Below are 13,543 nucleotides of genomic sequence, written 5' to 3'. Positions count from 1 at the left end.
TGTCAGTCCTTGGGGTCATAGACGCGACGCACCAGAAAAACCGGCCGGCGTTTGGATTCGATATACGTGCGGCCCAGGTACTCACCGAGCACACCGATGCCGATCAATTGCAGTCCACCGAGAAAGGTCACGGCCACCATCAGCGAGGCATAACCGGGCAGGTCGACACCGTGAATCAGCGTGCGCACGACAATGAACATGGCGAAGGCAAAAGACACCAGCGACACCAATGCGCCGACATACGTCCAGATCCGCAACGGTTCAGTGCTGAAACTGGTGATGCCTTCCAGCGCAAAGTTCCACAGGCGCCAGCCATTGAACTTGCTCTGCCCCGCCACGCGCTCCGGGCGCTCGTAATCGACGTGGGTGGTGCGAAAGCCGACCCAGGCGAACAGGCCTTTCATGAAGCGCCGGGATTCCGGCAGGGTCAGCAAGGCATCGACCACGCAGCGATCCATCAGACGAAAATCGCCGACATTCTCGGGCAAAGGCTGTTCGGCGATCTTGTTGTGCAGGCGGTAGAACCAGTGCGCTGATGTCTGCTTGGCCCAGGTGTCGCTGCGACGGCTGATGCGATGACCGAGCACCACTTCAAAGCCTTCTCGCCAGCGCTCGATCATCTGCACAATGACCTCGGGCGGGTCTTGCAGATCAGCGTCGATCGGCACCACGATCTGCCCGGTCGCGATCTGCAAACCGGCGGACAACGCTGCTTCTTTGCCGAAGTTGCGGCTCAAATCGACGATACGCAGACGCGCATCGTCCCGCTGATGTTCAAGCAGGCGCTCAAGCGTGGCATCGGTACTGCCGTCGTTGACGAACACCAGTTCAAGGTCGATCAACGCCTGCGTCTGAAAGACTTGATTGATTCGCCGCAGAAACGTGTCGAGGCTGTCCTCTTCGTTAAAAACGGGGACCACCAGCGATAACGTCACCAGCCCGGCCTGTTGCTTTCCGTGCTCAATCAAAGGAGTGCTCTTCTTATAGTGTTTGTCGGTCACCGAACAATATTCGACGCCATGAGCCGTCCCGTATTAAGCAGCAGCGTCGACGGTGTTGCAAGGATCAGACGGCGTCATTTTGGCCAATCCACAGGCCTATTGCTGCGCTCTAGCCCGCGTCCTTCAGAAACATCCGCGAACGATTGGAAACAAATGTCCGATAGCCAAAAAAACCGTCTGCGCTAGGCTTGCGAGCATGCGCCACACCGGCTGTCGCACAATGAATCGCATGGAGCGAACTGAATGTATTTCGAGATTTACAGGCAATCCAGAGGCACCCCGAGCACCGGCAAAGGACAATGGCGCTGGAGATTGCGGGCGGGTAACCACGAGACCATCGCCAGTGGCGAGTCGTATGTGAACAAGGCGGATTGCATGCACGTGATCGGGTTGATCAAGGCTGTGCAGGGGGAGACGCCGGTCAAGGAGATCTAGCCGCTCTGCACGGTCCAGCAGATATGAAAAAGCCCCACAGTTTTAAGGCTGTGAGGCTTTTTTCCGAGCCGGTAGCAAAAGACCTGAATGCAGTCAGCGCAACCCAGGCTTCATCTTCAGTCCGCCAGCCAGGCGTTTCGCCACGCCAACAGATGTTCGTCCTTGAGCATCCACTGATTGAGTACAACGCTGCGCAGGGCGTCTCCAGCCTTGGCGCTGGCATCGGGTTCAGCCAGATGTTCGCGAATAGCGGCAATCCAGTCTTGCGAACGGTTCCTGACCCTCGTCACCGGGAAATCACCACGATAACAAGGGATGTCCGAGCAGATCACGGGGAAACCACAGGCGCCATATTCCAACAAGCGCAAATTGCTTTTGCAGGCGTTGAAAAAGTTGTCTTTCAGAGGTGCCAAAGCCAGGTCGAGGTTCAGCTCAGCCAGTCTTTGCGGGTATTTTTCGATACTCACCCCCCTATGGAACTCATGGACATAGGGACGCAGTGCTGGTGGGCACATCCCCATGAACACCCATTCAACTTCTCCTTCCAGCGCACGAACCACTTCGGCAAGGACTTGCAGATCGGCGCAGTGACTCGAGCCGCCGGCCCAGCCAACCCGAGGCTTGCGGCCTTGTTGGCGCTGGCTGGTCAGGTCGCTCCACCAATGGCTCGGCAGACGGTTTTCCATCACCCGGATGTCGGCATTGAACCCCTTCAGCGCATTGGCCAGCGGCTCGGTAGACACCACCAACCGATCGCACAGCCCTACGGCTTTCTTCAAGCGTTTGGTGATGTCTTTGGGCAGCAATTCGTGGTTCAAGTTGCCAGCGGGCACGTCAAGAATATAGTCATCCAGCTCGTAAATCTTGAACGCCCTGGAGAATGCCTTGGTGTCCTGCATGTACTCCAGATGAGGCGTTGTGTGCTGTCCCTGGAAAATGATCGTGTCCGGCGCAATGCGCTCCAGTTCTGTCGGTTGCAGTCCCTCGTTGCTCACCGTTCCGCCGATCAGCTGCGCGGCTTTCAGGGCAGCGAAAGGCTGACGCACGCGGTAGTGTCCGCTGCCGAAAGAGTCGAGAGGGTGGCACAGCACGTGAGGCAATTCACGACTGGCAAACGGGTGCCAATCAGTGTCGGTGCGGTATTTGGAGGAGAAGCCACTACCCTCCAGGGTCAGGTTGCGGTTGTAGGCCGGATCGTTGGCGATTTGCGCAAGCCAACGTTGGTACATCACCGACTGTTCGCCCTTGAATCGTTTGCGCTTGGCTTCCTCCTTGGTCGTGTCGACGTTGTTCTGGCTCACACTGGCTTCGTGAACGAGCAGCGCATAAGGCGTCCAGACAATCAGCCGTCCAGCCTGGCCGACTTTCAGGCACAGATCCACATCGTTAAAGGAAACGGCCAGGCCGACCTCGTCCATCCCCCCCACTTGCTGGTACAGCTCGGTGCTGATCATCAGGCAGGCGGCGGTGACCGCGCTGTAGTTCTGATCAAGATGCAAGCGGTGAAGGTAGCCGTTGGACTGCATTGAATCGCCGATAAACGGGTGGTCTGCAACACCACGCAACCCGAGAACCACACCTGCATGCTGAACAGTCCCGTCGAGGAATAACAGTTTGGCGCCCACTATCCCCACTTCTGGCCGCTGGGCGTGATGGAGCAGTGCACCAAGCCAGTCGCCATCAATGATCGCCGTGTCATTGTTGAGCAGCACCAGGTAATCGCCGCGGGCATGACTAGCAGCAAAATTATTGATCGCCGAATAGTTGAACGGGTGCGGATAACGCAGGATGCGCACCTTGGGATTGTTCAACAGCTCCATACCGTTGAACCAGTCCCGGGCCTCGGCTGTTTCGCTGTTGTTGTCGACGATGATCAGTTCGTAATTCGTGTAGCTGGTTTTCTCCATGATGCTTTCGATGCAGCGCAGCAGCATCGGCAGGCAGTCCTTGGTGGGAATGAGGATCGACACCAGCGGCTGTTCCGCATGTTGGTAGACCACACGATTAGCCATTGGCAAAGGTCCGGCCAGCAGCTCATGCGCCACGCCCAGGCGCTGCAAGTGCGCCCCGACGATGGCTGCCGAGTTCACGATGACTTGCGGTTCACCGAGCCACTGAGGGAAATTGATGGCCTGATGCACCAGCACATCCGCGAGGTGCCCGACAGTGCCCAGACCGTGAGTTTCAATCAGCCGAAAAAGCAAATCATGGGGCGCCAGTTCGCTGAAGGCGGGATCAAAGCCGTCGGCAGACAGCGCGGCCTCGCGACTGAAAGCCAGTGCGCGGCCGACATAGGGATAACTGCGCAACATATCCAGATTCAAATCCGGCTTGAATACCGGACTCTGGCAGCCTTCAGCGGTCAGTGAGTCTTCATCGCTGTAGCATGCGCTGACACCGGGATTGAGCGCGATGCCTTCGGCGAGCAAAAGCAGCGCGTGGGGATCCAGTTCGTCTCCGCCACGCAAAAGGTACCACCAGTCAACGTCGATCTCCTGCAACAGTTCATTGAGCTGGCTCGGCCAGGATTCGGCCAACGGCAGCCAGACCAGATTATCGGCCGGCGTCACGCCTACAGGTTCGGCATTGGAGAGCACCACGATGGCCGCCGCCCGATAAAGCTGGCGGTCAATGCTTTCCAAGCTGGAACGCAACAGTCCGATATCACCCGTAGTGTCGGTCAACACCAACAACACGTCCGGTTGCCGCGGCCAGCTCGCCAGTCGCGCGGGCAAACCTTCGACCTCGACGGCGGCCAGTTGCCGACTCGCCAGCCAGCGCTGATAAAGGTCGATATTGCGCTGCTGCCGGCCAACATTCGCCAGAACGCCGAAAAACCGCTCTAACGTGTGTGCCAGGGTACCGTCGAGCTGGCCACTTTCAACTTCGAAATCGCTGCCCGTCAGTTGAATCCGCTCCAAAGGCGCAAACACTTCAATGCGCGCAAAGAACATGGTGCCGGCAAAATAATCCGCTTCGTTGATGCCCTGCGCCTCAATACCGCCACGCTCGGCCAAGGTGACAAGCAAGGCGCGGTTGCTTTCGCTGAGGAATCGGGTGACTGGCACCAGGTATCGCTGAGGACCCAGCATCGGCACATGCACCGGGTCGGCAAGGTGTTCCAGCGCTCGACTGAATCGTACCGGGCCCAGCAGATCATCGAATAGTTCAACGCCCCAATCGATCGCCCCGCCCAAGTGCAGCGAACGCTTGGTGTGCAGCTTGACCAGCGTGCGGATATTGTCGGCACGCAAGAACGGCAGCACCCGCAGAAACGGCAAAACATCCCTGCCGTGATTCGGCACCCGGTATAGCGAAAAACTCAATGTGCTGGCCGTCAGCTGAGCACAGATCTCATCTTCACGACCGGCTACGCAGGTTACGTAGAGGTGCAGGCGTTCAGTCAGTTTAATCAAACGGCGCAGGATATCTTTCAGCACCTCGGGGTAATACGCATGGATAACCACGCCGACTGGCGGCTCGCCATCCTCGAACGCTGGCGGCTGCGCAACCAGCACTTCGCAGTCTTCGACGTGGGGTGCGGCGCTGCTGCCTGACCTGACGGACTGACGTTCAGAAACGCGGTGAGCACCTTGGGCTGATGGTGGAATTTTCATATTCAAACCAATTCAAATAGGGAGCGTGGCTGGAACTCGCTGGATGCGCCTTTCACGGCCGAGGTGAGCAAGTATCCACTTTAGTGAGAGCGCTGGCCTCATGACTGGACAGAGGATAAACGACGACAGGTGTGATTTGGCGGCCGATCGCTGGCCAATAATGACAGCCCCTACTCTGCGAGCGCGGCTCTAAATGGGTCGGTGAGTCCTGTGAGCGTTGTGTCTCTAATGTCGGCAGAGGCTGTGTTTACTTAAATTGCCTCTCTGCCGAGGCCCTCACCATGCACGACGCGCTTCAGCGCTATCGCAACGAATGCTGAATTCGCAGAAACAAAAAAGCCCCGTAGATTTTCATCTACGGGGCTTTTTCTATGTAATGGCGGAGAGATAGGGATTCGAACCCTAGGTACCGGTGAAGGTACAACGGATTTCGAATCCGTCCCATTCGGCCACTCTGGCATCTCTCCAACGGCGCGCATCATAACAACACTTTTACCGAAAGCAAACCCTCTTTCGAAATTTTCTTCGTGCTATCAGATGCTTGCGTCGATTAAAGCGGTACACCCAGACGATTGGCGACTTCTTCGTAGGCTTCGATAACGTCACCGAGGCCCTGACGGAAGCGGTCTTTGTCCATCTTCTTCTTGGTGTCCTTGTCCCACAGACGGCAGCCGTCCGGGCTGAACTCGTCACCGAGGACGATGGAGCCGTCGCTGAACACGCCGAACTCAAGCTTGAAGTCGACCAGCAGCAGGCCAGCGTCGTCGAACAGCTTGGTCAGGACTTCGTTGACCTTGAGCGACAGTTCTTTCATGCGCACCAGTTGCTCGGCGGTGCCCCAACCGAATGCCACGACGTGGGATTCGTTGATGAACGGGTCGCCCTTGGCGTCGTCCTTCAGGAACAGTTCGAAGGTGTAAGGATTGAGCTTCAGGCCCTCTTCGACGCCCAGACGCTTGACCAGACTACCGGCAGCGTAGTTACGCACGACGCACTCGACCGGGATCATGTCGAGTTTCTTCACCAGGACTTCATTGTCGGCCAGCAGTTTGTCGAATTGGGTCGGTACGCCGGCCGCTTCGAGTTTCTGCATGATGAAGGCATTGAACTTGTTGTTGACCATGCCTTTGCGGTCGAGCTGCTCGATACGCTTGCCGTCGAACGCCGAGGTGTCGTTGCGAAACAGCAGGATCAAGCGGTCAGCGTCGTCGGTCTTGTAAACCGATTTGGCTTTGCCGCGGTAGAGTTCTTCACGTTTTTCCATGATGGGCTCCGCTTGCTAAGTAGGTGGGCTAGGCGATGTGGCGCCAGTCGAGCCCTGAATCTTGATCGGCCAGTTGCAGCCAGTCCGGGTCGCACCCGAGGGTGTCGACAAAACATTGCCGGGCCAACTGCGGCAGGTTGTTCTTGCTGCTCAGATGGGCCAGGACCAGGTGTTGCAAGCCCTGCCAGCCCAACTCGGACACCAGGAATGCCGCCTGATGGTTGTTCAAATGTCCCAGCTCGCCGCCCACCCGCTGCTTGAGAAAGTACGGGTAATGACCACGGGCCAGCATATCGCGACAGTGGTTGGACTCGATCATCAACGCATCGAGGTCCCGATAACCATCCAGCACCCGCTCGCAGTAGGAACCCAGGTCGGTCAGCAGGCCGAAGCGCCGCTGCTGGTGATCACTGAAGACGTACTGGGTCGGTTCCTGCGCATCATGGGCCACGGCAATGACCCCGATGCTCAGTGCACCGATCTGCAGTTGCTCGCCGCCGGCCAGAAAGCCTGCGGGTTCAATCGGTTTGCGCATCCCGCGCAGTGTGCCGCGACTGAGGTAGACCGGTAGATTGTAGCGCCGAGACAGTAAACCCACGCCATGCACGTGGTCGGCATGTTCGTGGGTTACGAGTATCGCGCTCAGTTGCGCCGGGGTCACACCCAGGCGCAACAGGCGTTTTTCGGTTTCCCGCAGGGAAAAACCACAATCCACCAGCACATACGTATCAGCACTGGCGATCAGCGTGCCGTTCCCTTGGCTACCGCTGCCGAGAACGGCAAAACGCATGGTTGATCAGCCCAGGTTGTCCTGAATCACGCTCAACACTTTGCGTGCCACTTCAGCCGGCGCGACGGTGTTGATGTTTTTCTCGACGGTCACCTGAATGTTCTCGCCAACCTTGCTCAGGCGAACCTGATAACGCTCGGCACGGGCTTCAACTTCTTCCTTGCTCGGCGCACTGCCGAACAGGCTGCTGAAGAAACCAGGCTTGTCGTCTTTCTTCTCGGCTTTTTCGGCCAGGTTGATGTAGTACAGGCCCAGGCTACGGTTGATGTCTTCAACGCGCCATTCGCCTTGTTCCAGTGCACGGCCAACGCTCGACCAGGCACGGTCCAGATCGTTACCGACGTTCAACACCGGGTTGCCGCTGCCGTCTTCGCTGAGGCTGACACGGCTTGGCGTATCGAAATCACGCGAGGCCAGCATCGACACCGAGCCGCCCTTCTCGGAGATCCGGCTCATGCTCGCGAGCATGTCGTCGACCAGCGCTGCGTCCAGGCCAGTGTTGACCGAACGGTTGGTGAAGGCCACATCGGCCGTGCTGCCGGCTGGACGCTCGGCGCTGACCACGTAGATTTCACTGGTGTTGCGCTGCACGCCCGGCTCGATCCGCACACGCACGCGGGTTTCGCTGTCGCTGGCGATGCCGGCTGCGCTCAGGCGCTTGGCCATGGCCGCGGACAGTTCGTCGGAATGCTGCCAGGTGGTGGTGAACTCGCCGGTCTGCGGGCGCTGTTCATCCAGACGGAAACCGTTGTCCTGGAAGAACTGCACCGCCACTGGCCAGACTTCGGCCGGTGGGTGCTGGGCCACGACCCAGCGGGAGTCACCGCTCTTCTGCAGCGAGTAATCGCTGGCATCGGCAACGGCCGACAGCGGCTGAGGACGCGGCACAATGTATTCGCCCTTCTCGGTGTCATCAGCAACGTTACGCGGGATCGGCAACAGCGGATCCAGACGCTTGGAAGTGCTGACTTCCGGTGGCAGTTGCATTGGTGCAGTCTGTTGCGCTTGCAGGTAATCGCTACCACGGTCGCGGAAATAACCTTCCGGCCCCCAGACCCATCCGCAGCCGCTGGTGCTGGAGATAATCAAGGCAAGTGCGGAAAGTCCGGCCATTCGCTTCATGCGTTGTATTTCCTCAATTAAACCAGGACGCTGCACTGGCGCAGGGCCGAGCGGAGCGTTTCGTGACAAGGTGTGCTCAGCCAGGTCAGTGGCAGGCGGATGCCTTGATGCATCAGGCCCATTTCCACCAAAGCCCACTTCACCGGAATCGGGTTGGCTTCGATGAACAGGTCTTTGTGCAGTGGCATCAGTTTTTCGTTGATCGCCCGTGCGGTGTCGGCGTCGCCCTTGAGCGCGGCCTCGCACAGATCGGCCATTTCGCGTGGCGCGACGTTGGCGGTTACAGAGATGTTGCCTTTGCCACCCAGCAGGATCAGCTCAACGGCGGTCGGATCATCGCCGGACAGCACGATGAAATCCTTGTTCACACCATCGATAATCGCTTTGGCGCGTTTCAGGTCGCCAGTGGCTTCCTTGATACCGATGATGTTCGGCACGGTGGACAGGCGAATCACGGTCTCGGCTTGCATGTCGCAAGACGTGCGGCCAGGAACGTTGTAGAGAATCTGCGGAATGTCGACCGCTTCAGCGATGTGCTTGAAGTGCTGGTACAGACCTTCCTGAGTCGGCTTGTTGTAGTACGGAACCACCAGCAGGCAGGCATCGGCCCCGGCTTCCTTGGCGTTGCGGGTCAGCTCGACAGCTTCGCGGGTCGAGTTGGCGCCAGTGCCGGCGATGACCGGAATGCGCCCGGCAACCTGTTTGACCACGGCTTTGATGACGGCGATGTGTTCTTCTACATCAAGGGTTGCCGACTCGCCGGTAGTACCGACCGCGACAATGGCATGGGTGCCGTTCTTGAGATGGAAGTCCACGAGTTTGCTGAGGCTGTCCCAGTCAAGACGCCCTTGTGCATCCATGGGAGTGACCAGTGCCACCATACTGCCCGCAATCATGAAACCGCTCCTGCCGGAAAAAGAGAGCGGTAATGGTACTGGCGCCAAGATGCTTGCACAAGCGAAGTACTGCGCTGCCGCCATTCCCCTTGGCGCCGCTTTTCGCTACCCTTCAGACTTTGATCGGTACTGATCAGCTTGTACGCCGGGTTCCAGCCTCCCTTTACGGCCTCCCAGACCCCGTTCCTGCGTCGCATCGACGCGCTCCCGCTATAGTGGAGCGAGCCGCGAGCGCTTGCCGGGCCTCTTTGTACGGACAGCCAGAACAGGCACTCCCCGGTGGCCAACGCCCGTAAACCTACCGACCGCTCATCGCTTTAGGAATGCTGCATGTCCACCCCCACAGTTCGCGAACAATTCCTTGTCATCAGTGCCCTCGGCGCCAACCCCATGGAGCTGACTAACGTCCTGTGCCGCGCCAGCCATGAAAATCGCTGCGCCGTGGTTACTTCACGCCTGACTCGCCACGGCGAGTGCAGCGCTTTGGTCCTCGAGGTCTCCGGCAGTTGGGATGCCCTCGCCCGCCTGGAAGGCAGCTTGCCGGGTCTGGCCAAGAAACACGCCTTTACCGCCAACGTGGTGCGCAGCGCGCCGCTGGAAAATCGTCCGCAGGCCCTGCCGTATGTGGCGTATGTCAGCTCGGCATATCGCCCGGACATCATCAATGAGCTGTGCCAGTTCTTCATGGATCACAACGTCGAACTGGAAAACCTGACCTGCGACACGTATCAGGCGCCGCAGACCGGCGGCACCATGCTCAACGCCACATTTACCGTGACCCTGCCCGCCGGCACCCAGATCAGCTGGCTGCGCGACCAGTTTCTCGACTTCTCCGACGCGATGAACCTGGACGCACTGATCGAGCCTTGGCGCCCACAGAACCCAATGTAAGGAAGCTTTCATGGCTGTTGTCATCGACCAACCGGTTGCCGATTTCGAAGCACCTGCCACCAGCGGGCAGACTGTCAGCCTGTCTGCCCTAAAGGGCAAACAAGTGGTGATCTATTTCTATCCGAAGGACAGCACCCCGGGTTGCACCACAGAAGGCCAGGGCTTTCGTGATCAGTACGCCGCCTTCAAGGCCGCCAATACCGAGATTTTCGGTATCTCCCGTGACAGCCTGAAGTCCCACGAGAACTTCAAGTGCAAGCAGGAGTTTCCCTTTGAGCTGATCAGCGACAAGGACGAAGCCGTCTGCCAATTGTTCGACGTGATCAAGCTGAAGAAGCTGTACGGCAAGGAATACCTGGGCGTTGATCGCAGCACGTTCCTTATTGATAAGGACGGTGTGCTGCGTCAGGAATGGCGTGGTGTGAAAGTGCCGGGGCATGTGGATGCTGTTTTGGCTGCTGCGCAGAATTTGAACAAGGCCTGATGTTTCTCTGGCGTCTTCTCTGGCGTCTTCTCTGACGCCATCGCTGGCAAGCCAGCTCCCACAGGTTTTGTGTGCACCGAAAACCCTGTGGGAGCTGGCTTGCCGGCGATGAGGCCTTAAGCCGCACCGAACAATCTGGATCAATCGCTACAGCAGCGGCGCCACCACCGGCTCCTTGCGCGGCCACGCATCCAGCACTGCCTTGAATAGGGTCGCCAGCGGGATCGCAAAGAACACCCCCCAGAATCCCCACAACCCGCCAAACAACAGCACTGCACAGATGATTGCCACCGGGTGCAAATTGACCGCCTCCGAGAACAGCAGCGGCACCAGCACATTGCCATCCAGTGTCTGAATGATCCCGTAGACCGCCATCAGATAAATGAACTGATCGCTCCAGCCCCACTGGAACAGCGCAATCAGCAGCACCGGCACGGTCACCACCACGGCACCGACATACGGCACCACCACCGACACACCGACCAGCAACGCCAGCAGCGCCGCATAGTTGAGTCCGAGGGCGGCAAACGCGATGTAGGTCACGCCGCCACAAATCACGATTTCGATGACCTTGCCGCGAATGTAGTTGGCAATCTGCCGGTTCATCTCCTGCGCAACCCGAGTGATCAGCGCGCGCTCACGCGGCAAGTAGCCACGCACCCATTCGCCGATCATGGCCCGGTCCTTGAGGAAGAAGAACACCAGAATCGGCACCAGTACCAGATAGATCATGATGTTCACCAGCAGCGGCAAACTCGACAGAGAGAATGTCAGAGCCCACTGGCCGAACTTGCCGATCTCGCCACGCGCCGCCTCGATCGCCTGCAACACTTGCTCATCGGACACCAGGTGCGGATAGCGTTCCGGCAGCAGCAACAGCAGCGACTGCCATTTGGCGAGCATGCCCGGCAACTCATTGAACAGGGTGATCAACTGATGCCAGAGCAGCGGCAACACCACGAGGATAAACAGCATCAGCACGCCCATGAACAGCGCGAACACCAATCCTACCGCCACACCACCCGGCACGCGCAGACGCTCGAGCGTGACCACCAGGCCCTGCATGAGATACGCCAGCACCATCCCCGCCAATACCGGCGCAAGCATGCCGCCGAGGGTGAGCACGGCCGTGAAGGCGAGAAACAGCAGCACCGCCAGCACCACCGCTTCCTCATCGGAGAAATAGCGCTGAATCCAGTCGCGTAACACTTTGAACATCAATAATCCTTAGATTGTAACGCTGTCGATTTCAGGCCTTTTTCAACCAGTAACGGTAGACACCTGCTTCGTCTTCTTCGCGCAGCAGCGTATGACCGGCCAATTTGGCAAAGGTGCGAAAGTCGCGTTGCGAGCCCGCATCAGTGGCGATCACCTTGAGGACGGCGCCACTCTGAAGCTTGTTCAGCTCCATTTTCGCCTTGAGCAACGGCAACGGACAATTCAGGCCACTGGCGTCCAGTTCCACGTCATGGGCTACAGCGTCAGTCATTGCGTCACTCCGGTTCAGGTCTTCGAGCAGCCTAGAATATCTGGTCGCAGCATCGGTGTCCGGCTACAGTAAGGTCTTTGTCTTCTAAGGCTTTGTGCATGACTTTTCTGCGCCCTACCCTGCTGACGCTCGCTTGCCTGCTCGCCTCACCAGGCTTTGCCGACGATCTGCCGTCACTTGGCGACGCCAGTTCTGCCATTGTCTCGCCGCAACAGGAATACCAGCTTGGCCGCGCCTGGCTGGCGATGTTGCGCAGCCAGGTTTCACAGCTCAACGATCCGCAGCTCAAGGACTACGTCGAATCCAGCGTCTATAAGCTGGTGGAGACCAGTCAAGTCACTGACCGACGCCTTGAATTCATTCTGATCAACAGCCCGCAGCTCAACGCCTTCGCGGCGCCGGGTGGCGTGGTCGGGGTCAATGGTGGCTTGTTCCTCAATGCGCAGACCGAGGGTGAATACGCATCGGTACTGGCGCACGAACTGGCGCACTTGTCACAACGCCACTTCGCGCGCGGCGTCGAGGCATCGCAACGAATGCAGGTACCGATGATGGCCGCGCTGCTGGCCGGGATCGTCATTGCCGCAGCCGGTGGCGGTGACGCCGGTATTGCGACCATCGCCGGTACGCAGGCAGCGGCGATTCAGTCGCAACGCACCTTCTCCCGGCAGAACGAACAGGAAGCCGACCGCATCGGCATCCTCAATCTGGAAAAGGCCGGGTATGACCCGCGTTCGATGCCGACCATGTTCGAACGCCTGATGCGTCAATACCGTTTCGACGCCAAGCCACCGGAATTCCTGCTGACTCACCCGGTGACCGAATCGCGTATTGCCGACACCCGCAACCGCGCCGAACAAGCCAAACCGGGCGGCATTGAAGACTCCAAGCGCTATCAATTGATCCGCGCGCGCGTGCAGTTGATCTACGAAGAAACCCCGGGTCTGGGCGCCAAGCGTTTCCGTGCGCAGCTGGATGAAAACCCGAAGAACGATGTGGCGCGCTACGGTCTGGCGATTGCGCAGATCAAGGGTGGCCAGTTGAATGAAGCGCGCGAGAATCTCAAGCAATTGCTGGCGACGTCGCCGAACGAAATCATCTACAACCTTGCCCAAGTCGATCTGGACATCACCAATAATCGTTTGCCGGATGCACAGTCCCGTGTGGACCGGATGCTTACACAATATCCGGGCAACTATCCGCTGAATCAGGTTCGAGTGGATCTGCTGCTGAAACAGAATCGCGCGCCGGATGCCGAGAAGGCGCTGGAAGCATTACTCAAATCCCGCCCGGATGATCCGGATGTCTGGTATCAGGTCGCCGAAACCCGTGGCTTGTCGGGGAACATCATTGGCCTGCACCAGGCGCGGGCCGAGTATTTCGCGCTGGTTGGCGATTATCGCCAGGCGATCCAGCAACTCGATTTTGCCAAGCGCAAGGCTGGCAGTAACTTCCCGCTGTCTTCACGCATCGATGCCCGCCAGCGTGAGCTGATGGAACAAGAGCGGATGGTCAAGGACATGATGGGCTAAGCCTCCTGCCGTCCAGACAAAA

12 protein-coding genes and 1 tRNA gene are annotated in these 13,543 nt (G+C 58.5%); 4 read left to right on the top strand and 9 right to left on the bottom strand.

What is annotated here, in order from left to right:
• Positions 1-2: 2 nt before the first annotated feature.
• A complete protein-coding gene (locus ACOYXH_RS03565) occupies positions 3-968 on the bottom strand; it encodes a glycosyltransferase family 2 protein (protein ID WP_095125579.1) in 966 nt (321 codons plus the stop codon).
• A gap of 276 nt (positions 969-1,244) precedes the next feature.
• Here ACOYXH_RS03565 and ACOYXH_RS03560 point away from each other — a divergent pair, with 276 nt between their 5' ends.
• A complete protein-coding gene (locus ACOYXH_RS03560; protein WP_095125580.1) occupies positions 1,245-1,436 on the top strand; it encodes a YegP family protein in 192 nt (63 codons plus the stop codon).
• Between the two features lie 116 nt (positions 1,437-1,552).
• Here the strand turns inward: ACOYXH_RS03560 and ACOYXH_RS03555 are convergent, their stop codons facing one another.
• The 6 genes from ACOYXH_RS03555 to dapA form a co-directional block, all read right to left on the bottom strand.
• A complete protein-coding gene (locus ACOYXH_RS03555; RefSeq protein ID WP_460410265.1) occupies positions 1,553-5,053 on the bottom strand; it encodes a glycosyltransferase in 3,501 nt (1,166 codons plus the stop codon).
• A gap of 377 nt (positions 5,054-5,430) precedes the next feature.
• Positions 5,431-5,520, bottom strand: a tRNA-Ser gene (locus ACOYXH_RS03550).
• Positions 5,521-5,603: 83 nt separating this feature from the next.
• A complete protein-coding gene (purC, locus tag ACOYXH_RS03545; RefSeq protein ID WP_007911389.1) occupies positions 5,604-6,317 on the bottom strand; it encodes a phosphoribosylaminoimidazolesuccinocarboxamide synthase in 714 nt (237 codons plus the stop codon).
• A gap of 28 nt (positions 6,318-6,345) precedes the next feature.
• A complete protein-coding gene (locus ACOYXH_RS03540; RefSeq protein ID WP_095049221.1) occupies positions 6,346-7,107 on the bottom strand; it encodes an MBL fold metallo-hydrolase in 762 nt (253 codons plus the stop codon).
• Positions 7,108-7,113: 6 nt separating this feature from the next.
• Positions 7,114-8,229, bottom strand: coding sequence for an outer membrane protein assembly factor BamC (gene bamC, locus ACOYXH_RS03535; protein ID WP_093438304.1), 1,116 nt, complete (start codon positions 8,227-8,229; stop codon positions 7,114-7,116).
• A 17-nt stretch (positions 8,230-8,246) separates the two neighbouring features.
• Entirely contained in the window at positions 8,247-9,125 is an 879-nt protein-coding gene (dapA, locus tag ACOYXH_RS03530; RefSeq protein ID WP_220558271.1) for a 4-hydroxy-tetrahydrodipicolinate synthase, read from the bottom strand.
• A gap of 330 nt (positions 9,126-9,455) precedes the next feature.
• Here dapA and ACOYXH_RS03525 point away from each other — a divergent pair, with 330 nt between their 5' ends.
• On the top strand, positions 9,456-10,016 hold the full coding sequence (locus ACOYXH_RS03525; RefSeq protein WP_034153153.1) for a glycine cleavage system transcriptional repressor: 561 nt from the start codon (positions 9,456-9,458) through the stop codon (positions 10,014-10,016).
• A gap of 10 nt (positions 10,017-10,026) precedes the next feature.
• Positions 10,027-10,500, top strand: coding sequence for a peroxiredoxin (locus ACOYXH_RS03520; protein WP_038358361.1), 474 nt, complete (start codon positions 10,027-10,029; stop codon positions 10,498-10,500).
• Between the two features lie 147 nt (positions 10,501-10,647).
• Here the strand turns inward: ACOYXH_RS03520 and ACOYXH_RS03515 are convergent, their stop codons facing one another.
• Together ACOYXH_RS03515 and ACOYXH_RS03510 are read right to left on the bottom strand one after the other, a co-directional pair.
• Positions 10,648-11,718: an AI-2E family transporter gene (locus tag ACOYXH_RS03515; protein ID WP_095049219.1), complete on the bottom strand. Its 1,071-nt coding sequence runs from the start codon at positions 11,716-11,718 to the stop codon at positions 10,648-10,650.
• Positions 11,719-11,749: 31 nt separating this feature from the next.
• A complete protein-coding gene (locus ACOYXH_RS03510; protein WP_007911399.1) occupies positions 11,750-11,989 on the bottom strand; it encodes a sulfurtransferase TusA family protein in 240 nt (79 codons plus the stop codon).
• Positions 11,990-12,087: 98 nt separating this feature from the next.
• On the opposite strand from ACOYXH_RS03510, the gene ACOYXH_RS03505 reads away from it, so the two are divergent.
• Positions 12,088-13,521 (top strand): M48 family metalloprotease, encoded by a 1,434-nt coding sequence (locus tag ACOYXH_RS03505; protein WP_034153149.1) that lies wholly within the window; start codon positions 12,088-12,090, stop codon positions 13,519-13,521.
• The last annotated feature ends 22 nt before the right edge of the window (positions 13,522-13,543 follow it).

This window comes from Pseudomonas sp. Mb7, from assembly GCF_054790525.1.
The sequence above is the reverse complement of the archived record's forward strand: the minus strand, read 5'-3'. Positions and strand labels throughout refer to the sequence as shown.

Excerpts from the sequence above, each read along its gene's own strand:
- ACOYXH_RS03560 (WP_095125580.1), top strand. The coding sequence starts at position 1,245 with ATGTATTTCGAGATTTACAGGCAATCCAGAGGCACCCCGAGCACCGGC.
- ACOYXH_RS03555 (WP_460410265.1), bottom strand. The coding sequence starts at position 5,053 with ATGAAAATTCCACCATCAGCCCAAGGTGCTCACCGCGTTTCTGAACGT.
- purC (WP_007911389.1), bottom strand. The coding sequence starts at position 6,317 with ATGGAAAAACGTGAAGAACTCTACCGCGGCAAAGCCAAATCGGTTTAC.
- ACOYXH_RS03540 (WP_095049221.1), bottom strand. The coding sequence starts at position 7,107 with ATGCGTTTTGCCGTTCTCGGCAGCGGTAGCCAAGGGAACGGCACGCTG.
- bamC (WP_093438304.1), bottom strand. The coding sequence starts at position 8,229 with ATGAAGCGAATGGCCGGACTTTCCGCACTTGCCTTGATTATCTCCAGC.
- dapA (WP_220558271.1), bottom strand. The coding sequence starts at position 9,125 with ATGATTGCGGGCAGTATGGTGGCACTGGTCACTCCCATGGATGCACAA.
- ACOYXH_RS03525 (WP_034153153.1), top strand. The coding sequence starts at position 9,456 with ATGTCCACCCCCACAGTTCGCGAACAATTCCTTGTCATCAGTGCCCTC.
- ACOYXH_RS03520 (WP_038358361.1), top strand. The coding sequence starts at position 10,027 with ATGGCTGTTGTCATCGACCAACCGGTTGCCGATTTCGAAGCACCTGCC.
- ACOYXH_RS03515 (WP_095049219.1), bottom strand. The coding sequence starts at position 11,718 with ATGTTCAAAGTGTTACGCGACTGGATTCAGCGCTATTTCTCCGATGAG.
- ACOYXH_RS03510 (WP_007911399.1), bottom strand. The coding sequence starts at position 11,989 with ATGACTGACGCTGTAGCCCATGACGTGGAACTGGACGCCAGTGGCCTG.
- ACOYXH_RS03505 (WP_034153149.1), top strand. The coding sequence starts at position 12,088 with ATGACTTTTCTGCGCCCTACCCTGCTGACGCTCGCTTGCCTGCTCGCC.